Annotated in this window: 16 protein-coding genes; 6 read left to right on the top strand and 10 right to left on the bottom strand. The window is 69.5% G+C overall.

Annotation, left to right across the window (positions count from 1 at the left end):
• Positions 1 to 12: 12 nt before the first annotated feature.
• Positions 13 to 2,223 carry a TonB-dependent siderophore receptor gene (locus MPPM_RS05700; RefSeq protein ID WP_096484217.1) on the top strand — a complete coding sequence of 737 codons (2,211 nt, stop codon included), beginning with the start codon at positions 13 to 15 and terminating at the stop codon, positions 2,221 to 2,223.
• Positions 2,223 to 3,383 (top strand): acetyltransferase domain-containing protein, encoded by a 1,161-nt coding sequence (locus tag MPPM_RS05695; RefSeq protein ID WP_096484216.1) that lies wholly within the window; start codon positions 2,223 to 2,225, stop codon positions 3,381 to 3,383. Before MPPM_RS05700 ends, MPPM_RS05695 begins: the two co-directional genes overlap by 1 nt.
• A 72-nt stretch (positions 3,384 to 3,455) precedes the next feature.
• Here MPPM_RS05695 and urtA read toward each other — a convergent pair whose 3' ends face one another.
• The 9 genes from urtA to MPPM_RS05650 form a co-directional block, all read right to left on the bottom strand.
• Positions 3,456 to 4,697, bottom strand: coding sequence for an urea ABC transporter substrate-binding protein (gene urtA, locus MPPM_RS05690; RefSeq protein WP_096484215.1), 1,242 nt, complete (start codon positions 4,695 to 4,697; stop codon positions 3,456 to 3,458).
• 187 nt (positions 4,698 to 4,884) lie between these two features.
• A complete protein-coding gene (locus MPPM_RS05685; protein WP_096484214.1) occupies positions 4,885 to 5,769 on the bottom strand; it encodes an urease accessory protein UreD in 885 nt (294 codons plus the stop codon).
• On the bottom strand, positions 5,769 to 6,419 hold the full coding sequence (gene ureG / locus MPPM_RS05680) for an urease accessory protein UreG (protein ID WP_096484213.1): 651 nt from the start codon (positions 6,417 to 6,419) through the stop codon (positions 5,769 to 5,771). The genes MPPM_RS05685 and ureG overlap by 1 nt, the downstream gene beginning before the upstream one ends.
• Positions 6,416 to 8,128 (bottom strand): urease subunit alpha, encoded by a 1,713-nt coding sequence (ureC, locus tag MPPM_RS05675; protein WP_096484212.1) that lies wholly within the window; start codon positions 8,126 to 8,128, stop codon positions 6,416 to 6,418. Before ureC ends, ureG begins: the two co-directional genes overlap by 4 nt.
• 15 nt (positions 8,129 to 8,143) lie before the next feature.
• Complete coding sequence (locus tag MPPM_RS05670; protein WP_096484211.1) at positions 8,144 to 8,839, bottom strand: urease subunit gamma; 696 nt, start codon at positions 8,837 to 8,839, stop codon at positions 8,144 to 8,146.
• A 15-nt stretch (positions 8,840 to 8,854) separates the two neighbouring features.
• A complete protein-coding gene (locus tag MPPM_RS05665; RefSeq protein WP_096484210.1) occupies positions 8,855 to 9,535 on the bottom strand; it encodes an urease accessory protein UreF in 681 nt (226 codons plus the stop codon).
• A gap of 5 nt (positions 9,536 to 9,540) precedes the next feature.
• Positions 9,541 to 10,002 (bottom strand): urease accessory protein UreE, encoded by a 462-nt coding sequence (gene ureE, locus MPPM_RS05660; RefSeq protein WP_096484209.1) that lies wholly within the window; start codon positions 10,000 to 10,002, stop codon positions 9,541 to 9,543.
• Between the two features lie 179 nt (positions 10,003 to 10,181).
• Positions 10,182 to 11,255, bottom strand: a complete 1,074-nt coding sequence (locus MPPM_RS05655; protein ID WP_096484208.1) for a DUF2778 domain-containing protein — start codon at positions 11,253 to 11,255, stop codon at positions 10,182 to 10,184.
• Between the two features lie 400 nt (positions 11,256 to 11,655).
• Positions 11,656 to 13,623 carry an oleate hydratase gene (locus tag MPPM_RS05650; RefSeq protein WP_096484207.1) on the bottom strand — a complete coding sequence of 656 codons (1,968 nt, stop codon included), beginning with the start codon at positions 13,621 to 13,623 and terminating at the stop codon, positions 11,656 to 11,658.
• 599 nt (positions 13,624 to 14,222) lie between these two features.
• Between MPPM_RS05650 and MPPM_RS05645 the strand changes: the two genes are divergently transcribed.
• Positions 14,223 to 14,858 carry a DUF1269 domain-containing protein gene (locus MPPM_RS05645; protein ID WP_096484206.1) on the top strand — a complete coding sequence of 212 codons (636 nt, stop codon included), beginning with the start codon at positions 14,223 to 14,225 and terminating at the stop codon, positions 14,856 to 14,858.
• A gap of 73 nt (positions 14,859 to 14,931) precedes the next feature.
• Here the strand turns inward: MPPM_RS05645 and MPPM_RS05640 are convergent, their stop codons facing one another.
• Positions 14,932 to 17,418: a PAS domain-containing protein gene (locus MPPM_RS05640; RefSeq protein ID WP_096487740.1), complete on the bottom strand. Its 2,487-nt coding sequence runs from the start codon at positions 17,416 to 17,418 to the stop codon at positions 14,932 to 14,934.
• Positions 17,419 to 17,852: 434 nt separating this feature from the next.
• Here MPPM_RS05640 and MPPM_RS05635 point away from each other — a divergent pair, with 434 nt between their 5' ends.
• The 3 genes from MPPM_RS05635 (at position 17,853) to MPPM_RS05630 (ending at position 22,000) form a co-directional block, all read left to right on the top strand.
• Positions 17,853 to 20,864 (top strand): PAS domain S-box protein, encoded by a 3,012-nt coding sequence (locus tag MPPM_RS05635; protein ID WP_173807983.1) that lies wholly within the window; start codon positions 17,853 to 17,855, stop codon positions 20,862 to 20,864.
• Between the two features lie 198 nt (positions 20,865 to 21,062).
• Complete coding sequence (locus MPPM_RS27835; RefSeq protein ID WP_157914119.1) at positions 21,063 to 21,272, top strand: hypothetical protein; 210 nt, start codon at positions 21,063 to 21,065, stop codon at positions 21,270 to 21,272.
• Positions 21,269 to 22,000 (top strand): DUF4198 domain-containing protein, encoded by a 732-nt coding sequence (locus tag MPPM_RS05630; protein ID WP_096484204.1) that lies wholly within the window; start codon positions 21,269 to 21,271, stop codon positions 21,998 to 22,000. Before MPPM_RS27835 ends, MPPM_RS05630 begins: the two co-directional genes overlap by 4 nt.
• Positions 22,001 to 22,340: the final 340 nt, after the last annotated feature.

The following is a 22,340-nucleotide window of genomic DNA, read 5'->3' as shown; positions in this document are numbered from 1 at the left end:
AGAGCGCACCCCGTGAGAGTTCGGACGAGCCTGAATGCCGTCACTGATGCGAAGCCGGCCCGGCGCCCACGCTGGATGCTGGCCGCGCTGCTCTGCGCCGGCCTGCCCGGCCCGGAGGCGCGGGCGCAGGACTCGGTGGTCCTGGACGAGCTGGCGGTGGAGGGGGAGGGGCGTGGCCAGGGTGTCGGCAACGGCGCGCCGGACGGCCGGACGGCGGCGGCCGGCACGATCGGGCTGATCGGCCCGACGCCGGGCTACCGCGCCGACCGCGCGGTGAGCAGCACGAAGACCGATACGCCCCAGCGCGACGTGCCCCAGATCGTCACCGTGGCGCCGCTGGAGGTCATCACCGATCTCGCCGCCACCCGCGTGGACCGCGTCTTCAACTACACGCCGGGTGTGGCGCAGCAGAACAATTTCGGCGGCCTCTCGGTGTTCAGCTACGCCATCCGCGGCGTGACCACCTCCGAGATCTACAAGAACGGCTTTCCCCTGAACCGCGGCACGCCGCCCCCGCCGGACACGCAGAACGTCGAGCGGATCGAGGTGCTGAAAGGCCCCGGCGGCGGCCTGTTCGGGCGCAGCGATCCGGGCGGCCTCGTCAACATCATCACCAAGCAGCCGACCGCGGAGCGCTTCGTCGAGATGGGGGGCCTGTGGGGCTCGTTCGGGCAGTTCCGCGGCACGGTCGATTCCGGCGGCGCGCTCAACGAGGAGGGCACGCTCCTCTACCGCTTCAACCTCGCCGCCGGGCGCCAGGGCAGCTTTCGCGACTTCGTGGACGGCGACCGGCTGCTCGTCGCCCCCGTCCTGAGCTGGCAGATCACGCCGGACACGCGGATCACCGTCGAGACCGAGTTCCTGCGCAACCGCATCGTGTTCGACCGCGGCGTCATTGCGATCAACGGGCGGCTCGGGCTGCTGCCGATCTCACGCTTCCTCGGCGAGCCGGGCCAGAGCACCGACCAGACCAGCAACACCATGCAGGTGCGGGTCGATCACCGCTTCAACGCCGACTGGCAGATGCGGCTCGCCACCCACTTCAACACCGGCACGCTGGAGGGCGAATCCGCCGAGATCCGCGCCATCGCCGCCGACAACCGCACCGTCTCGCGCGACCGCAACCTGCGCGACTACCGCTGGGACACGGCAATCGCTCAAGCGGAGGTGGTCGGGCGCTTCGACACCGCCGGCATCGGCCACACGATGCTGCTCGGCTTCGAGCGCGAGAGCACCGACAGCCGGGTCGTCTACAACCGCTCGAACTTCCGCACGAGCCCCTACGCCATCGACATCTACGATCCGCGCTACGGCCAGCCGCTGCCGCCGATCACCATCCCGCGCAACAACCTCGAGCGGATCACCAACACCGCCCTCTACGCCCAGGACCAGATCAGCCTCAGCCCGGAATGGAAGGCACTGGTGGGGGTGCGCTTCGACTTCTTCGGGCAGTCCTTCCGCGAGCGCATCCCGCGCTCCCAGGTCGACCAGACCTATTTCGCGGCGACCCCGCGGGCGGGCCTCGTCTACCAGCCGACGCCGGAACTCGCGCTCTTCACCAATGTCGGCACGAGCTTCCGGCCGAATATCGGCCCCGACGCGGCGGCCGTGGCCCGCGACGGCCCGTTCGCCCCCGAGACCGGCATCGGCTACGAGGTCGGGGCCAAGCTCGACCTCTACGGCGGCGCGCTGGCGCTCACCGGCACGGCCTTCCTCGTCGACCGGCAGAACGTGCTGACGCCCGACCCCAACAACAGCGCCTTCTCGCTCGCCGCCGGCGGGGTGCGCAGCCAGGGCTTCGAATTGACCGCCGCCGGCCAGATCACGCCGGAGATCAAGCTGCTGGCGGGCTACGTCTTCGCCGATGCGACGGTGACCAAGGACAACGTGCTGCCGGTGGGCACGCCGCTCATCAACGTGCCGCGCCACTCGGGCAGCCTGCTCGCCGTGCACGAGGTGCAGGCCGGCCCCTGGAAGGGGCTCGGGCTCGGCGGCGGCGTGCGCGGCGTCGGCGAGCGGCCGGCGGACGCGGTCAACAGCTTCTCCCTGCCGGCCTACATCGCCGTCGATGCGCTCGCCTATTACCGCTACGAGAATTTCCGCTTCGGGCTGAACGTCGAGAACGTGTTCGACACCGCGTATTACGAGAGTTCACTGAACCGCTTCCGGGTCTATCCCGGCTCGCCGCGGCGCTTCACCGGCACGCTGACGGTGCGATTCTGATGCGGTTTCGGCCGGACGCCGCATCGGCTTCGCGGACCCGCATCGGCGCCATCGATGCCCTGCGCGGCCTCGTGATGCTCCTGATGCTGGTCGATCACGTGCGGGAGTTCTTCTACCTGCACGCCCAGGTGAGCGATCCGGTGAACCTCGCGGCGACGCCCCCGGGCCTGTTCCTGACGCGGGCCGCCTCGCATCTCTGCGCGCCGGTCTTCCTGCTCCTGACGGGCCTCTCGGCCAGCCTCTACGGGCACAAGCACGGCAGCCGCGCCGCGACCTCCGCCTTCCTGCTGAAGCGCGGGTTGTTCCTGATCGCCCTCGAAGTGAGCTTGGTGAACCTCGCCTGGACCGGCAGCCTGCTGCCGCCGGTCCTCTATCTTCAGGTGATCTGGGCGATCGGGCTCAGCATGCTGGCGCTCGCGGCCCTGCTCTGGCTACCGCGGCCGCTGCTGATCGGCGCGGCGCTGGCGATCATGCTCGGGCACAACGCCCTCGACGGCCTCGTTCTGACGCCCGATCAACCGGGCTACACGCTCTGGGCGGTGCTGCATCAGCGCGGGATGATCCCGCTGCCCTGGGGGGCGGCGCGCACTTCCTATCCGGTTCTGCCCTGGATCGGCGTCATCGCGGCGGGCTACGCGCTCGGGCCGCTCTATGCCCCCGGGGTCGATCCAACCCGGCGCCGCCGACGCCTCGTCGGCCTCGGGCTGGCCAGCCTCGCGGCGTTCCTGATCCTGCGCGGCCTCAACGTCTACGGCGATCCGCATCCCTGGCAGGTGGGCAAGGACGGGGTTACGGGCGCCCTGTCCTTCATCAACCTCACCAAGTACCCGCCTTCGGCCGACTTCCTGCTCGCGACCCTCGGGCCCGGCCTGCTGCTGCTGGCCCTGTTCGAGCGCCTGCCGGAGCGGCGCCTGCGCTGGCTCACCGTCTTCGGCGGGGCGCCGCTGTTCTTCTACCTCGCCCATCTCTGGGCCCTGCGCCTGACCTACGACGGCCTCGCCGCCCTCGGCCTTGCCGGCGCATCCGGCCGGGTCGAGGCCGGTGCGCCGTGGCAGATCTGGCCCATCGCGGCGGCCTTCGCGCTCGCCCTCTATCCGGCCTGTCTCTGGATGGTGCGGCTGAAGCGGCGCAGCGCGTGGCCGGGGTTGAGCTATCTTTAGGATCGCTCCCGACCCTACGACCGGTTGAGCCTGTCCCCTCGCCCCGCTTGCGGGGAGAGGGGGCTTCCGGGGCTACTGATACCCCTTCGGGAACGGATTCGGCTCGATCAACTCGGGGCTCTCGTAGACCACGTCGAACTGGCCGTCCGCCCGTGCCCGCGCCACGCGTGTCTTCGACCAGAGGTGATGGTTCTCGTGGATCTTCACGGAGCCCTCCGGCGCATCCTTCATCTCGATGCCGGGCGAGGCCGCGATCACCCGGTCGATCTCGAACGAACCCGCCTTCTCCACCGCCGCCTTCCAGAGGAAGGGGCTCAGATACGCCGCCTGCGTCGCGTCACCGATGACGGTCTTGTCGCCCCAGCGCTTCTTGAAGGCGGCGACGAACTTCTCGTTGGCCGGATTCTTGAGCGACTGGAAGTACTTCATGCAGGTATAGGCGTCGGCGATATTCTCGCCGCCGATGCCGTCCACCTCGTCCTCGGTGACCGAGACGGTGACGAGCGTCTGCTTCTTGAGGTCGATGCCGGCCGCCTTGAGCTGCTTGTAGAAGGCGACGTTCGAGCCGCCGACGACGGTCGAGAAGATCACGTCGGGCTTCTTGAGCTTGATCTTGTTGATGACGGAGTTGAACTGGGTGTGACCGAGCGGGAAGTATTCCTCGCCGGCGACCGTCCCCTTCAGCACGCTGGTGATGTGCCGGGTGGCGATCTTGTTGGTGGTGCGCGGCCAGATGTAGTCCGAGCCGACCATGAAGAAGGACTTCGCGCCCTTCTCCTTGCCGACCCAGTCGAGGCCCGCCAGCGTCTGCTGCGTCGCCTCCTGCCCGGTGTAGATCACGTTCTTGGACTGCTCCAGGCCCTCGTAATAGGTCGGATAGTACAGCAAGCCGTTATACTGCTCGAACACCGGCAGCACCGCCTTGCGCGAGGCCGAAGTCATGCAGCCGAACACGGCGGCGCAATGGTCGTTGACGACGAGCTTGCGCGCCTTCTCGGCGAAGGTCGGCCAGTCGGAGGCGCCGTCCTCCTGGATGATCTTGATCTGGCGTCCGAGCACGCCGCCGGCCGCGTTGATCTCCTCGATGGCGAGCTTCTCGCCCTGCGTCGTCCCGGTCTCCGAGATCGCCATGGTGCCGGTCAGCGAGTGCAGGATGCCGACGGTCACCTCCTTGTCGGTGACGGCGAGGGCTCCGGCGCCGGTCTGGGCGAAGGCGCGTCCGGGTAAGGCGCCCAGCAGCGGTGAGGCGGCAAGGCCGAGGAGCAGGCGGCGGCGGAGATGGAAGTGGGCGTCGTTTTGGTCGCGCGAGCGCATGTTGTCTCGAAATCCTTCAACGTCATCCGGCAGGTCGGCTCGAGGGACGGCCATCCGGCCGCCAGACGAAACCAATGCCCCCATCCGTATTTCGTCTCAGGAAACCGATTTGTATCAAGAGGAATTGCTGGGCGCTCTGCCCATATTCTTTGCGATGTGCCGCCTGGTTGGCCTTTTGGAAAAATATCTACTTGCGCCGCCGCCCAGGCGCACATCCGCTCATGGCTTCGAACACGATCCGGAACAGCGCCTCCATGCCGGCCGAGAGGGCGCCGCCGTCCGGCGCGAGCAGGCGCAGGCCGAGGCCCGCCCCGTTGGGCAGCGGGCTCACGCCGGTTAGGCAGCCCGCCGCGTCCGAGGCCTGTCGCAGGAGAGGGCCGGCGAGGCGCGCATCCTCGGGCGCGCCGAGGACGACCATCGTGCCGTAGGCCCGGTGGCCGCCCATCGGTGAATCCGGTGCCGTGAAGGCCGCCCCGTCGATCCGGCTGCGCTCCCGCACCAGCGCGCGGCCCTCGGGCGTCCGGATCGTCAGGCCGAGGTCGAGCCGGTCGAAGGGCCGACCCTGGCCGAGGGGATCGTGGCAGGCCACGCTCTCGGTGACGATGGCGCGGGCGCCCGGCTCGGCGGTGATCTCGGTCGAGACCGCGAGATGGGCGCCGGGAAACAGGATCAGCGGATCGGGATTGAGCGCGAGCAGGGCATCGGCCGCGATGGCGAGCCGCGTCTCCTGGCGGGTCGGTTCCGGCCCGCCGCGATGCACCACCGTGCCGGCCTGGGTCGTGACATGGGCCCGTGCGCCTGAGCGCGCCGCGATGTCGAGGGTGAGGTGGTCGGCGGCGTAGAGGCCGCCGGAGGCCGATTGCAGGTAGAGCGTGGCGAGGTCCGGGCTCTCCGGATGCATCCGGAAGGCGCGGGTGATGTGGAACGGGTAGGGCACCGTCTGCCGCGACAGCACGGTGGTGCCGCCGCCGCGGGCGAAGACGAGGGAGGCCCGCACCCGGCGCCCGACCGGTGCGGCGGCCGCCTCGGCCGGGGCGGGCATCTCGGGAAGGCCGTCGAGCGACAGGGCCATCACGGGGCGAACAGCACGGCGCGGCAGATCGCGTCGGCCACCGCCTCCACGCCCTCGCCGGAGCGGGCATTGGTGGCGGCCACGGGCTTCTCGCCCCGCACCCGCGCGGCCTCGGCCAGCATCCCGGAGAGATCGACGCCGACATGGGGCGCGAGATCGACCTTGTTGATGACGAGGAGGTCGCAGCGCAGCACGCCCGGCCCGCGCTTGCGCGGGATGTCGTCGCCGCCCGCCACGTCGATGACGAAGATCCACCAATCGACCAGATCGAGGGAGAAGGTCGAGGCGAGGTTGTCGCCCCCCGACTCGAAGATCAGGAGCTGGAGCCCGGGAAACTTCGCCTCCAGATCGTCGCCGGCGGCGATGTTGAGGGTCGGATCCTCGCGGATCACCGTGTGCGGGCAGGCACCCGCTTCCACCGCCTCGACCCGGGCCGGATCGATCAGCCCGGAGCGGCGCAGGCGCTCGGCGTCCTCCTTGGTGACGAGGTCGTTGGTGACGACCGCGAGATCGACCCCGCGCGCCTGGAGCGCCGGGATCAGCCGCTCGATCAGCGCGGTCTTGCCGGAGCCGACCGGGCCGCCGATGCCGATGCGGGCGGCGGTGACGGTCTTGGGCAGGGCAGCGGAGGGGAGAGCGGAGGCACTCATCGCAGCATGTACCGTTGGGCGAGCGGCAGGACGGTCGCGGGCTCGCAGGTAGCGAGCTGCCCGTCCACGAAGACCTCGAAGGTCTGCGGATCGACCCGGATATCCGGGCAGGCGTCGTTCCAGAGCATGTCGGCCTTGGTCAGCGTGCGAGTGCCGCGGGCCGGCAGCAGGCTTTTGCGCAGGCCCAGATTCTCGCGAAGCCCACCCTCGATCGCCAGCGGATGGACGAAGCAGGCCGACAGCCCCTGCTTGGCCAGCCCGAAGGCGCCCCATTGCGGGCGCATCAGCATCGGCTCGCAGGTCATCAGCGAGGCGGCGGAATCGCCCATGGCGCCCCAGGCGATGAAGCCGCCCTTGATCACCAGTTCCGGCTTGATGCCGAAGAAGGCCGGGCGCCAGATCACGATATCGGCCATCTTGCCGGGCTCCAGCGAGCCGATGTGCTCGTGGATGCCGAAGGTGCGCGCGGCGTTGATCGTGTATTTGGCGATGTAGCGCTTGATCCGGGCGTTGTCGCCGAAGCCCGGCCGCTCCTCCGGCAGGCTGCCGCGCTGGTCCTTCATCTTGGAGGCGAGCTGCCATGTCCGGCAGATCACCTCGTGGATGCGGCCCATGCCCTGGCTGTCGGAGCCGAGCATCGAGATCGCGCCGATATCGTGCAGGACGTCCTCGGCCGCGATGGTCTGCGCCCGGATGCGGCTCTCGGCGAAGGCCACGTCCTCCGGCAGGGCCGGGTTGAGGTGGTGGCACACCATCGTCATGTCGAGGTGCTCGTCGAACGTGTTGACCGTGTAGGGATTGGTCGGGTTCGTCGAGGAGGGCAGGCAGTGGGGCAGCCCCGCCACGCGGATGATGTCCGGCGCGTGCCCGCCGCCGGCGCCTTCCGTGTGGTACATGTGGATCGTGCGCCCGCCGATCGCCGCCAGCGTATCCTCCACGAAGCCGGATTCGTTGAGCGTGTCGGTGTGGAGCTGGACCTGGAAGTCGTGCTCGTCGGCGAAGGCGAGGCAGGAGTCGATCGCCGCCGGCATCGCCCCCCAATCCTCGTGGATTTTCAAGCCCAGCACGCCGGTCTCGAGCTGTTCCTTCAGGGCCGCCGGCTTGTGGGTGTTGCCGCGCCCCAGAAAGCCGAAATTGACGGGCCAGGCTTCCGCCGCCTGGAGCATTTTTCCCGTGTTGAACGGCCCGCCGGAATCGATGCCGACGGTGATCGGCCCGAGCGAGCCGCCGAGAAGCGTGGTGATGCCGGAGGCGATGGCGTGGTCGGGCAACCCGGCGGAATCGAAGTGCACGTGGACGTCGATGGCGCCGGGCGTCGCGATCAGCCCCTCGCAATCGCGCACCGTGGTGCCGGCCGAGACGATCAGGCGCGGATCGACCCCGTCCATGATCGCCGGGTTGCCGGCCTTGCCGAGCCCCACGATGCGCCCGTCCTTGATGCCGAGATCGCCCTTCACGATGCCGATCACCGGATCGATGACGAGGACGTTGCACAGGAGGAAGTCGAGCGCGCCTTCCGCCGCCGTGACGCCAGGGGCGAGCCCGATGCCATCCCGAAGCGTCTTGCCGCCGCCGTGCAGGCACTCGTCGCCGTAGACCGCGTGGTCGTGCTCGACCACCGCGACGAGGGAGGTATCGGCGAGGCGCACGCCGTCGCCGGTGGTGGGGCCGTAGAGGGCGGCGTAATCGCGCCGGGGAATCGTGACCATGTTTTTCCGTCTCCCTCAGGCGCCCTTGAAGCCGCGGGCCCGGGCGCGGGCCAGCGCGTCGGCGCGGACGGCGTCGGAGTCGAGCTTGCCCTGCGTCAGGTTGTTGAGGCCGGTGAGTTCCTTGGCGCCGCCGAAGCCCGTGAGCGTCACCGTCTTGCGCTGGCCCGGCTCGAACCGCACCGCCGTGCCCGCCGGGATGTCGAGGCGGAAGCCCAGCGCCTTGGCCCGGTCGAAATCGAGCGCCCGGTTGACCTCGAAGAAGTGGTAGTGCGAGCCGATCTGCACCGGCCGGTCGCCGGTGTTGACGACCTCAATCGTGACCCGCGGGCGCCCGGCGGCGAGTTCGATCTCGCCCTCCGCCGGCAGAATCGCGCCGGGTTCGAGGGTGTCGGGCTCAGCCCCTTCGGCGGGCCGGATCGGCTCGTGCACGGTGACGAGCTTGGTGCCGTCGGGGAAAACGCACTCGACCTGCAGGATCGGCATCATCGCGGCCACCCCCGGCATCACGTCGCCGGTGGTCAGGATGGTCGAGCCCCAGCCGATCAGATCGGCCACGGAGCGCCCGTCGCGGGCGCCCTCCAGGATCTCGTCGGTGATGATCGCCACCGCCTCGGGGTAGTTGAGCTTCAGCCCTCGCGCCCGCCGCTTGCGGGCGAGTTCGGCGGCGGTGAAGATCGTGAGCCGTTCCATCTCGGTCGGCGTCAGCAGCATCGGCGCGGCTCCTTGTCAGTTCGCGAACAGGCGCAGCTCGGCCTGGGCCTGGCGCATCGCGGCGATCTCGATCAGCGGGGTGAAGCCGGTGAGCGCGATCTCGCCCTCCGGCTCGGCGACGGGGTGTTCCAGAAGCGCGGCGATCAAGGGCAGCGCGCCGCTCAGGCTCCGCTGCGCCTCGATCGCGCCGATGGCGCCGAGCCGCACCGCGGCCGAGGTCAGGCCGCTGGCGAAGAGATAGCCGGAGATGGACGACGCGGTGGGCTCGTCGAGGCCGAGAGCCGGCCACAGGGCGCCCTGGATCGTGGGAAGATGTCCGAGCAGCCGGCCCGCCCGCACGGCCGCGCGCAGTTCGGCGGCGCCCGGCGTGCCGAGGCGGGCATGCGAGGCGAGCAGCGAGGCGCCGTTGCGGCGGCTGCCGACCCGCATCGGCTCGGACAGCGAGGCGGCCTCGACCGCCGCGTCGATCACTGCCAGCCGCTCGATCGCAGGACCTGCGCGGTGGGCGAGGATCAGCGCGACCCGGTCCGTGCCGGCCCAGCGGAAGCGCAGGGCGGCCGCGAGGGTGCGGGCGAGCGCCGCCTCGTCGAAGGCGGGGTTTTCCGCGATCAAACCTTCGAGGCCGTTGGAGAAGGCGAAGCTGCCGCTCGGGAAGGCGGTGTCGGCCTGCTGAAGCGCGGTGAGGGCGGCGAGCAAGGCGATCAGCCCACCTCGGCGGCATCGACGGAATGGGTGACGCGGCCTTCCGTGACCAGTGCGCCGAGGCGCACGAGGTAGTCCTCCGCCGGTCCCTCTAGCGCCACGAGGATCGCCCCGCCGTCGAAGCGCACCCGCCAGTGCAGGTTGCCGGCATGGTAGCCGAGTTCGAGCGCGTCGGCCGCGTTCTCCGGCACGAGCCGCAGCCAGCGCTCGGTGCCGACGCGGGCGATCAGGGCATGATGGTCGTCGAGGACGAGCACGGCCCCATCGAACAGGGCCTGATCCCGCGGCAGGGCGAGCGCGATCTCCTCGCCGCCTATCGTCGTCGCCCGGAGGCGGCGCCGGGCCATGTCGGCGCTCGGAACCCGCAGAATGTCCACCGCGCCGTGATGCTCGAGGTGATGCAGGCGCTCGGCGAGACCAGCCTCCGACCGGCTGCCCAGGACGCGTTGGATCACACGCATACGCCACGACTCCGATACACACGACGCCCCGCCCGAGAGCGGGCCGGGTTGGTCTTCGGGCGCCGAAACCGCAGCGCGGTTCCTGCACCTCTCGGACTCTATGCGAAGATCAGGCCAGAATCGAGCGTAAAGAGAATTAATTTTTCTCAGAAAGAAAGCATATGTGGCGCTGGGCGCCGTTATCGCGATGCGACCAGCGGGTTGGTATCGCGACCGCGGCCCGGGACAACCACGACGCGGCGGATCTCGCCGCGCAGATAGGCCTGCAGGAACTTGTCGTAATCCTTGAACGAGATGCAGCCGTTCGAGGCACCGTTGGGGCCGAGCAGATAGGTGTGGGTGAGCAGGCCGACGCGGCCGTAGATCGCCTCACTGCCGCCGACCGGCGTGAGCCGGAGCGCCCGCACGCCGTGGAACGGCGCCTCGCGCTCCGTCAGGTCGTAGGTGCCCGGCGGCGTCGGGCCGCGCATCTTGAGATGGACGAAGCGCGGGTCGTCCATGCTCTCACCGAGACCGGAATGCGCTTCCAGCCGCTCGCCGTTCGGCAGGACCACGCTCTGGGCACTGATGTCGTAGACCGCGATGCCGCCTTCGCCGGCTGGCGGCGTGATCGGGCTCGGCGCGGTGAGCGGCCGGCGGGCGGCCGACTCGACGGCGCCGCTCTCCAGGGCCGTATAGGCGAGGGCCGGCGCGGGAGAGGCGGGCTTCTCGACGCCGAGCAACTTCTCGAAGAAGGTGCGGGTGTCCTCCGTCTCGGCCGGCGCGGCCGCCACGGTGGTCCGGCGGGCGGCGAGCCGCTCGGCCCGGCGCAGGGCGGCCGCCGCTCCGAGGGCGCTCAGCTCGGGCGGGCGCCGCACGGGCAGGGGCACGCGCTGGGCCATCGCGGTCTCCTGCGGCGGGGCCGGAAGCCAGAACAGGGCCGCCATGCCGAACCGGGCCTCGGTCGGCGCGGGCAGTGCCTGCGGCTCCCACTCGGCAAGGGCAATAGTCTGAGGCTCCGCAGCCTCCGGTGCGGCGGGCGGCGCTCCGCCGGGCACGTGAGCCGTTTCCTGAACGGGTTCTTGGACGAATTCTCGGGCCACGGTTTCGGCCGGTACGTCCGTTGGCAGCCCCGGCTCTTCCGCGAGCGGCAGCACGACAGGGTGCCGGGGCGGCAGACCGAGCGACCCGAACGGGGCGGAGGAGGCCAGGATCAGCGCCGCGCTCAGATAGGCCGTCGTCGGCAGAGCCCATGAGAGGAGAGGATGTGCCATGCTTGCGCCGCCCAAATTCACGTTCCGGAGCAGCCTCCGCTCCCGAACCGCCCTGTCGGCGCGGGCGTAACGCTCCCATCGCCGGTCAATGTGTCGTTCACCAAATGGCTGGCGGCACTCGGCGATTCTGGGGCGAGATCGTGGTCGGGCGGCGGTAAAACCGGAGCGGAGTTCGGGCCGGGCTGCAGAACAAGGCCGCCGGCGTCGCATCGAAGATGCGCACGGTGGAGAGGAGAGCCGGTTGTATCAGCATCTCCTCGAGTGTCTCGAAGCTCGTGTTGTCAGGTCGATCCGCGAAATCTCTTGGTCGGTCGGGTGTGAATTTCGGATGCGAAAAATATGCTCGAATAATCTGCTTTCGGGAGGAGGGGTAACGATCTGTGCTCTCAGAGGGCTGTGATCATTTCGGCGATTTGAGGTGCCCGCGAATCTGCTCGAAGGATGCGCTGATGGCGTTCAGCGCCTGCTGTCTCTTGCTGAGCAGATGCTTCATCTCGAGCTGAGCCGACCCGCGGGGTGGGCCCTCGAGGTCCGGCAGGGGCGGCAGGATATGCGCGTAATAGGTTCGGCCGAGCAGCCGATGCAGCAGGCGTTCGCCGGGGAAGGGCTCGTTGTTGTTCAAGGCCCGCGCCGCCTTGAGAAGGTTGCGGATATCGTATTGGACGGGGCTGATGTCCGGCACCTGCTTCGGCAGCCCGAGCAGCGTGTAGACGGCGACCCGCGCGGTCCGGATCGAACTGTCCATCGTGAAGACGATGTCGTTCGAGGTTTCGACGAACTGGCCCAGCAGGCCCAGATTCGTGCAGCCCCTCGGCACCACGTGCGGCCGGTCGCCCGCCGCACGGGGCATGAACATCGCGGTGATGTAGGGCATGAGCGCCAGGCGCACCTTCGTCCTGGCCGCGACCGCCTCGCACTGATCGGCGATCCCGAGATGGTAGCAGAGCTCGTCCAAGATCTCCCGGCCCGTACAGGCCGGCATCGGCTTGCGGACGTGGTTTCCGTCCTTGTCCATCAGGAGCGCGTAGGCCCAAAGCACCAGCACGTCGCCGGGTTGTCCGGGGAAATGCGGCTGGCGGTTGCAGGTCACGCTCAGTACCCAGTTCGAATCCGTGAAGGTGATGATCCCACCCGTCACGGTCTTGCCTGAATAGGGATCATTGACCGCCAGCTCCTTCAGGCGCTCGACAAGAGGCGAAGGTTCGCAGGTCAGCGTCACCGATTCCCACATCGATTTCTCGGTGTCGCCGTAGAACTTCGCCGGCTTTCCGAAGATCGGAGACTTCTCGGCCAGATTCTTCCAGAGCGTCCAATCGCTGTCCTCGCCCGGATCGTGACGGCCGCGTTCGAGGACCGGTGCATGGTACATGTCGCCATAGGCCGTGCCTTCGGTCATCGAGCCGGTCAGGGCGACGACCACATCCGTCGCCTCGACCGGAATGACCTCGTCCTTGCCGTCCGCCCGGATATGGATGCCCGTGACGGTCCGGGTGTCGCCGTCGACGCGCATCGCCAGATCGGTGGCCCGCACGCCGAAGCGCACCGTCACACCGCGGGCCAGGAGGTGGTTGACCAGCGGGCGGACGAAGCTGTCGTACTGATTGTACTTTGGAAAGACGAGCGCCGACATGTCCGTCAATCCGTCGATCGCATCGAGGAAGCGGTGCATGTAGAGCTTCATCTCGAGCAGGCTCTGCCAGTTCTCGAAGGCGAACATGGAGCGCCAGAGAAACCAAAAATTGGTCTCGAGAAAGCCTGGGCTGAAATATTGCTCGATCGTGATGTCGTCGAGATCTTCCTTGCGCTTGAGCAGCAGCCGGATCAGCTCCCACTGCTGGGTTTTCGTAAGGCCGAACCGCGAAAAATCGCGAATCTGCCCCTGCTGGTGCATGAGTCGCGCCTTGGAGTAGTTGGGATCGCGGTCGTTGACGAGCCGGTACTCGTCGAGGACGCTGTAGCCCTCCGGCAGTTCCAGCGCCTGAACATCCTGGAACATGTCCCAGAGGTTGTCGTAGTTCCAGTTCATCTCGCGGCCACCGCGGATGATGTAGCCGTCTTCCGGATTGCCGGCACCGTCGAGGGAGCCGCCCTCGACGGTCAGGGCGTCGAGGATCGTGATGTCCTCACCCTTCATGCCGCCGTCGCGGATCATGTAGAAGGCCGCCGCCAGTCCGGCGATGCCGCCGCCGATGATCCAGGCCTTGCGCCCCGCCACATGCCGCAGAGGCACGGGGCGGTTGCGCATATAGGCGCCCATCATGTCAGGGGGCGGGAGCGTGTTGTCGGGCCGGTGGTGCCAATAGGCCGCCGACGCATCCGCTTCGACGATGAACTCGCGGCCTTCTTCGCCTGGACGGGCCCCGGCCATAGCGCTTCTCCCGAGAATGCGGACGGTGTCGTTGTTCCGGTGTGACGGATCCGGCGGTCACCGGTTCGTCGTCGCGGGCATGGATGCCGGGCGAAGACTTGCGCTACGCACGGTTGAAGCCGTCGTTCCCCGCCGGAGCCTCTTCTTGGCCCGCCGGCCGAGTCTTCCAATGAGGCAGATCAATTGAGGCTGCCGATTTGTGAGATAGGATTGGGAATGCACTCTCAGATGTTGGTGGGGCGATGGTCGGGTCCAGACGATGGTGCGGCTCACCGTGAGATGTTTCCGTAAATCGGGTGTCATCGTCTGATTTTGTGCCGGAATGCGGCTTGGATCGGCGCCGCTGTGCTGCCGTCGCCTCCGCGGTCGCCTTTTTTCTCGGATGCGCGACGCCCGGAGAGCATCCCGAATCCGAAGCGGATAGGCCGCGGTCGGCATCGGCGAGACTTCGGGCGTCGAGCCCCTGAACACGCGAGGATTGTGCCCGTGATCGTCCCTTGGCGGTCCATGGTCCGCGCGGGTCGGCGGGCCCGGTTCGACATCCCGACCAGAGTGCGGCGGAAACCACCGGTCGCGCGGTATTCAGCGAGGAGGAATGAATGGCCGAGCTTGTGGTGATTGGCTTCGAGGATCCGCACGAGGCGGATCGCGCTCTGAACGAGTTGGCCCGCCTGCAGACCGAGTACCTGATCGATCTGGAGGATGCGGTGGTCGCCGTTCGCAGCCCCGACGGTAAGCTGCGGCTCAAGCAGAGCGTCGATCTGGTCGGAGCCGGGGCGGCGTCCGGCGGCATCTGGGGCGCGATGTGGGGCTCGCTGGTGGGCCTCCTGTTCCTCAACCCGTTGCTCGGCCTCGCCACGGGGGCCGCCCTCGGCGCGGGGGCGGGGGCCTTGTCGGGCAAGCTCGCCGATTACGGCATCAATGACGATTTCATCCGCTCCGTCTCCGAAGCCCTTCAGCCGAACACCTCGGCCCTGTTCATCCTCGTGCGCCGGGCGCAGCCGGAGAGGGTTCTCGCGCAGATGTCGCAATTCCGGGGGCGGGTGATCCGCTCCTCCCTCTCACCGGAGCAGGAAAGCCGTCTGCAGGCGGCCTTGTCGGGGCCGGAGGTGTCGATGCCCGGAAGCGCCGAGGCGGCACCGTCTTCCAGCACCGACAGCGCCACCACGGAGACGCCGGGGACCGGCACCAGCCCCCAGCCTCCCGGCGGTTCCACCGGTCCGGCGGGCGCCTGATTCCGGCAGGCGGCCCGCCGATAGGATGCGGACGGAGCCTGCGCTTGAGAGAGCCCTCACCCGGCACCCGTTCTCAAGCCGGTCCCGGCCGGGGACGCCGGTTCGGGACCCCGCGCAGGGCCCGCGCGACCTGCTCGGCCGAGTAGGGCTTGCGGACGAGGTCGAAGCCGTGCGCGTCGTCCTGGGCCAGCACGTCGCTGTAGCCGGTGGTCAGGATGATCGGCAGGTTCGGGTGGCCGGCCTTCAGCCGCCGGGCGAGCTCGACCCCGCCCATCCCCGGCATCACCACGTCCGAGAAGACGGCGTCGAACCGGAACGGCACCTTTTCGAACTCGACGAGCGCCGTCTCGGCGTCGTGCGCCCAGACGATCGAATGCCCGAGATCCTCCAGAAGCTGGGTGCAGAAGCGCCCGACATCGAGATTGTCCTCGACCACGAGCACGCAGAGCGCCCGCCCCTCGGCCTGGAACTCGGCCGCGTCCTCCCCCGGCTTCGCCGCCGGCTCGGGCGCATCGACCTGGGGGAGATAGAGCGTGAACGTGGTGCCGTTGCCCGGTTCGCTCGCCACGTCGATGTCGCCACCCGACTGCTTGGCGAAGCCGATGACCTGGCTCAGGCCCAATCCCGTTCCCTTGCCCACGGCCTTCGTGGTGTAGAAGGGCTCGAAGATGCGCGTCAGATGCTCGGGGGCGATCCCGGTCCCGTCGTCGGTGACCGAGATCGCGGCGAACGGGCCGGCCGCGCCGGCATGGCCGCGGATCGAGGGCAGCGCCGCGCCGCAGCCGAGCCGGAGCGTCAGGGTCCCCTCACCGGCCACGGCGTCGCGGGCGTTGACGGCGAGGTTGACCAGTGCGGTCTCGAACTGACTCGGGTCGACCCGAACGTGGCAGGGCGCCTCCGGCACCTCCATCGCGATGTGGATGCGGGTGCCGGTCACCGCGTTCATCATGTCCGCCACGCTCCGAAGCCGCTCGCCGAGGTCGAACACCTCGGGCTTGAGGGGCTGGCGCCGGGCGAAGGACAGGAGCTGGCTCGTCAGCTTGGCGGCGCGGTCGACCGTGTCCGAGACCGCCTCGAGGTAGCGGTTTCGCCGCTCTTCCGGAAGGTTCGGACGGCGCAGGAACTCGATCGACGAGCGGATGATGGTCAGCAGGTTGTTGAAGTCGTGGGCCACGCCTCCGGTCAGCTGACCGACGGCCTCCATTTTCTGGGCATGGCGGAGCGCCTCCTCAGCTCGGGCGAGTTGCGCCTGGCTGCGCAGCCGCTCGGTGACGTCCTGGGCGTACTGGAAGGCTCCGATCGCCTGTCCTGCGCTGTCCCGCAGCGTCGTGAACCGCAACTCGTAGGAGGGGCGCCTGCGTTCCGAGTCGCCGAACGCCTCGACCAGGGTGAATTCCTCCCCGGAAAGGGCGCGGGACCAGACCGCCTGCGCCGCGGCGCGTTGATCGGCGTGGTCGCCGAGCAGGTCGAGGAGATCGTCACCGACCGCGGGCCGCACGCCGTAGATGCTCTCGAACTCGTCCGCATAGGCCCGGTTCACGGCGAGCACGCGATAATCGCGGTCGAGTGCGGCCACGAGGGCGTCGGTGGTCTCGAACACGTCGGCCCAGAGCTTGCGCTGAGCGAGCGCATCCGCGACGCGCCGCTCCAGCGTGGCGTTCATCTCCTGCAGCCGCTCCTCGGCGAGCTTGCGGTCGTGGATATCCTCGACGACGCCGTACCAGCGGATGATCGCGCCGTCCGCGTCGCGCCGCGGCCGGGCGCGCGCCCGCATCCAGCGGTACGCGCCGGTGCGGGCGATGCGGATGCGGTAATCCACATCGACCGGCTCGCCCGAGGCGAGGCAGTTCGCGAAAACGGTCATGGTCCAGGGCACGTCGTCGGGATGAAGCGACTTGGCCCAGCCCGAGCCGTTAGGCTCACCCGGGGCCTGCCCGGTCAGTTCGAGCCAGCGGTTCGAGTAGGACGTGACGTTGCCGGCCGGGTCGCAGGTCCAGGGCACCTGCGGATTGAGCTCGACCGTGTGGCGGTAATGGTCCTCGCTCTCGCGCAGGCGCCGCTCCCCGAGAACGCGGTCCGTGCTCTCGGCCGTGACGCAGAACAGGCCGCTGACGGCGCCGGCCTCGTCGTAGGCGGGCGAGTAGGTGAAGGACCACCAGCCCTGCTCGGGACGTCCCTCGCGCGAGAGGTCGAGCATGACGTCGGTGAGGGTCTGGCTCTCGCCCGCGAGCGTCGCGTCCACCAGGGGGCCGATCTCGTCCCAGATGCTCGCCCAGACCTCGCGGAAGGGCTGCCCCAGGGCCGTCGCGAGCCGGTAGCCGAGGATGGGCCGGTAGGCGTCGTTGTAGAAGCAGAGCAGGTCCGGTCCCCAGGCGAGAAACATCGCCGTGGGGCAGGACAGCATCAGGGACAGCGCGCTGCGCAGCGATTGCGGCCAGCGTTCCGGCGGCCCGATCGGGGTCGCCGACCAGTCGCGGGCGCGGATCTCGGCACCGGTCCGTCCCCCGGGGGGCAGGAACGCGAAGGCGTCGCCGAGGGTGTCATCGAGAGCATCATCCATGATGCGCGAAGCCCGGCGCCCGAACATGCTCCCGCGCAGGCCCATCCGCGGCCGCCACCCCGCCTCCGGCGGCGGCCTCGCCACCGGTCACGATCGGTCGAGCCGCGCCGCTCGGGCGCTTCGCGTTTCGAGAGAGGCGGCCAAGCATGGTGGTTGGATAACCTGTCGCTTCTGCATGGGCGGGCATCGGCATAGGCCGTTTCAGGGGCTCGCGAACTGTAACCGGGGTGGGCGGCCGCCGGTTGCCACCCATCGCGGCAAGAGAGTTGCCATCCATTGCGGCAAGAGAGTTGTGACGGGAAGCTCCCTGTGACGGAAAGCGGGCGCGCGCCGCGCTCCCTTCACCCTGTCGATCGCCGTCGGATCGGCCTCACTTTCGCCTGAGCCGGACCGGCATGGTGGAACAATCCAGTGGCCTCACGCCTGTCTGCACGATGAACCCCGCTACAACGAGCGAGCGAGAGGCTGCGCGCCTTCGCGCCCTGGACCGCTACCGGTTGCTCGACACGCCGCGCGAGCAGGATTTCGACGAGATCGCGGAAGCCGCGGCCGAGCTGTGCGACGCGCCGATCGCGGTGGTCAATCTGGTCGGCGAGGGGCGGCAGTTCTTCAAGGCGGAGGTCGGCCTCGGCGTGCGCGAGACGCCGCTCGAAACCTCGTTCTGCCGGCAGGCCATCCTGCACAACGACTTCCTCTACGTGCCGGACGCGGCGCGCGACCCGCGGTTCGCCGACAATCCCCTCGTCAGCGGAGAGCCCGGCCTGCGCTTCTACGCCGGCGCCCTGCTGAAGACCGCCGAGGGGCAGCCGATCGGCACCGTCTGCGTCCTCGATACCCGGCCGCGCGAGCTGTCGGAGCGGCAGCGCCGTGGCCTGACGCGGCTCGCCCGCCAGGCCATGGCCCAGATGGAGCTGCGCCGCTCGCTCCGGGAGCATGCGGAGCAGCGCCTGCTGCACGAGCGCATCCTCGACAGCGCCACCGACTACGCGATCGTGGCCACCGACCCCGAAGGCCGCGTCACGCGCTGGAACGCGGGGGCCCAGCGCATCCTCGGCTGGACCGAGGCCGAGATGACGGGTCGGGCGATCGACGCGTTCTTCACCCCGGAGGATCGTGCGGAAGGCCGGCCCGAGGTCGAGATGCGCCTGGCTCGGGAGAACGGCAGCGCCCCGAACGAGCGCTGGCATATCCGCCGGGATGGGACCCGCTTCTGGGCCTCGGGCGAGATGATGCCGCTGACCTCCGAGGGCGGCGCCCTCATCGGCTATCTCAAGATCCTGCGCGATCGCACCGGGGCGCGTGCCTCGGAGGCGGCGCTGCGGGAGAGCGAGATGCGCTACCGCTCGCTGGTCGAGGTCAGCCCGCAGGTGGTGTGGTTCGGCGACGAGGCCGGCAACATCACCTACTGCAACGCCTACTGGTACGATTACACGGGGCTGCCCCCCGGCGAGACCGGCGAGGCGAGCTGGATGGGCGTGATCCACCCCGACCATCGCGCGCGCGTTCGCGACGCGTGGCTCGCGGCGGCGCGGAGCCAGGGCGCCTACGAGGTCGAATTCCCCCTTCGCCGGGCCGATGGGCAGTATCGCTGGTTCCTGTCGCGGGCGCAGCCCGTGCGCGACGAGGCGGGCGAGCTCCGGAGCTGGATCGGCACCACCCTCGACATCCACGAGCGTAAGGTGGCCGAGGAACGCTTCGAGGCGCTCACCGAGCTTGCCCCGGCCATCATCTGGTTCGGCAATCCGGACGGCAGCCTCAGCTACCTGAACGACCGCTGGTACGCCTATACCGGCCAGACGCCGGAACAGGCGCTCCCGCTCGGCTGGGGCGAGGCGATCCATCCGGACGACCTCGACGGTCTGCTCGGGGCCTGGGAGACGGCGCGCACCCGCGAGATCGTCTACGACACAGAGGCGCGCCTGCGGCGCCGGGACGGAGCCTACCGCTGGTTCCTGATCCGGGCGGAGCCGCTGAGGGATGCGAGCGGCGCGGTGGTCGGCTGGCTCGGCAGCAACAGCGAGATCCACGACCGGCGCCAGGCCGAGGAGGATCTGCGCAGGGCGCGGGAGCAGCTGTACCTCGCCGTCGAGGCCACAGGCACCGGCATCTTCGACTACGACCTCGTCACGGACCGGCTGGAATGGGATGCGCGCACCCGCGCCCTGTTCGGCCTGAACCCGGAGGCGCCGGTGAGCTACGAGGTCTTCCTGGCGGGCCTGCACCCGGACGATCGGGATTGGGTCGATGGGGCGGTCAAGGCCGCGCTCGACCCGGCCGGCAGCGGCCGCTACGACATCGCCTATCGGACCGTTGGGCTGGAGGACGGGGTCGAGCGCTGGGTCGCCGCCAAGGGACAGGTCTTCGCCGCCGACGGCCGCGCCGTGCGCTTCATCGGCACCGTGCGCGACGTCACGCAGAGCCGGCGGGCCGAGCAGGCCCTGCGCGAGACCGAGGAGCGCTACCGCCTGGCCGCTCGGGCCACCAACGACGCGATCTGGGACTGGAACCTCGCCACCAACCATGTCCTCTGGAACGAGGCGCTCACGGTCGCCTACGGCTATCCGTCGGAGGCGGTCGAGCCGACCGGCGACTGGTGGATCACCCACATCCATCCCGACGACCGGGCGCGGATCGACGCCTCCATCCACGCCGTCATCGACGGGACCGGCACCGCCTGGAGCGACGAGTACCGCTTCCTGCGCGCGGACGGCAGCTACGCCCACATTCTCGACCGCGGCTACGTCATCCGCGACGGGCAAGGGGCGGCGGTGCGGATGATCGGGGCGATGCTCGATATCAGCGAGCGCAAGCGGGCCGAGGAGCACCAGCGCCTGCTCACGGGCGAGCTGCAGCATCGGGTCAAGAACACGCTCGCCCTCGTCCAGGCGATCGCCAGCCAGACCTTCCGCAACGCTCCGGACCCGGAGGCGGCCCGCGAAGCCTTCGCCGCGCGCCTGATCTCGCTCGGCCGCGCGCACGACATCCTGACCCGGTCGAGCTGGACCGAGGCGCCCATCCTCGAAGTCGTCGAGGGTGCCTTGGCTGTCCATCGCGGTGCCGCGACGGCACGCATCCGTGCGAGCGGGCCGGGCGTGCTCCTCGGTGCCAAGGCCGGGCTCTCGCTCGCGCTGTCCCTGCACGAACTGGCCACCAACGCGGCCAAATACGGTGCGCTCTCCAACGAAGCGGGGTGTGTCGACCTGCGCTGGCACGTGGTGCACGAGGGCGACGTGCCTCGCTTCTGCCTGACATGGACCGAGCAGGGCGGGCCACCGATCCTGACGCAGCCCTCGCGCCGCGGCTTCGGCTCGCGCCTGATCGAGCGCAGCTTCGCCGCCGAGGTCGGTGGAGAGGTCAAACTCACCTACGCGCCGGCCGGCCTCGTCTGCCGCCTCGAAGCGCCCCTCTCATCGATGCAGGAGCCGCGCGGCGAGGCCGCCGCCTGAGCGAACGACGAGGGGACGAAGGCCAGGCCTTCGCGAGGCGCCGCGCCGCCGCATGACGCCGCCGCATGACGGCGAGCGTCGCGGCTTCGAGAGCCCAATCCGTCCTTCGATCCTGCGGATACCGCCCGGGATCAGTGCGCATGTATGAAAATGGCGCGGCATGTGCATACAACAGGGGCCGCGGTCGCGTGTCGATCGATGCCCTGGACGTGGATCGCCCATGACGCGGCGCCGAGCGGTCTCGTGAACCCGGTGACGACGGTTCGCGGGGCAGCACCGGACCTCGAGGCGACACGCGTGCCGTCGGCATCGGCAGAGGCTGCCGCGCTCGTCATCAGCCCGCCGCCGCGCCCGACGCGGCGTCTCGGCATCACCTACGGTTTCGCGACGGAGTACCCTGCACGATGAGACGGACCGCCCTCCTGGCCGCCTTCCTCGCCCTCAGCGCCCCGGCCAGCGCCCACGACCTCTGGCTCGACCCGACCGGCAGCGGCGTGCAGATCCTCTACGGACATCCCCACGAGCCGGAACTGCCGAGCGCGGGCAAGCTGATGAGCCTCACCGCCTACGAACCGTCCGGCGCGGTGGTGCTGCAGGCGAAGCTGGATGCCGGCCCGGCCCCGGCGCTGAGGGCCGCGCACCAGGGCGAGGCGCTGTTCGCGGCGGCCTACGACAACGGCTACTGGGTGCGCCTGCCCGACGGCAGCTACCGCAACGCCAGCAAGCGGATGCTGCCGCAGGCCGACAAGAGCCTGTGGTCGGTGAAGTTCGCCAAGGCCGTGTCCGGCCCGGGCGCGCCGTGGGGGACGGTGGTCGGCCAGCCTCTGGAGATCGTTCCGCTGGAGGCGCCGGCCTCGGCCTCGGGCCAGATCCGGGTGCGGGTGCTGTTCGAGGGCCGTCCGCTGGGCGGTGCCAGCGTGGTCGCCACCGACGGGGTGAGCTTTAGGAGCGAGGCGGATCAGGCCCGCGCCCAGACGGATGCGGAGGGAGTGGCGGTGGTGCCGCTGCGCGGTGCCGGCCCGCAGGTGCTCGGTGTCAGCCACCGCGTCACGCCCTCGCAGACGCCGGCGCTGGCCGACGCAGACAGCTACGGGGCGACGCTCGCCTTCACCGTGACCGACCCGAAGACGAACTGAGACGCCCTCCGCTCGATCGGAGCGGAGACTGTTTCGGCACGCCTGCGCGGCGATCGAGCACGGCCCCGGTCCGCCATCCCGAAGGGATCACCCGGATCGGGGGTAAATCAGGTTCGCCGGCCCTCGCGGGTTGGCGTCGCCGGGAGGCCAGAGTGCCGTTGCGCCCGTCGTGTCGCCGCGCGGGCCGCCACGCTCTTGCGTATCAGGCCCGAAGCTCGCGGCCCTGGTCGAGGCCGAGCCGATCTCGGGCGCAGCGTGGAATTGTAGACCCGCGACAGCGATCCGCTCGAAATGATCTCCGTCGGCGAGGTCGGGCGTCCGCGCTGGTGCGGGCCCGCCG

This window comes from Methylorubrum populi (genome assembly GCF_002355515.1).
Classification (GTDB): domain Bacteria; phylum Pseudomonadota; class Alphaproteobacteria; order Rhizobiales; family Beijerinckiaceae; genus Methylobacterium; species Methylobacterium populi_A.
This window is presented reverse-complemented; position numbering and strand designations above follow the sequence as displayed.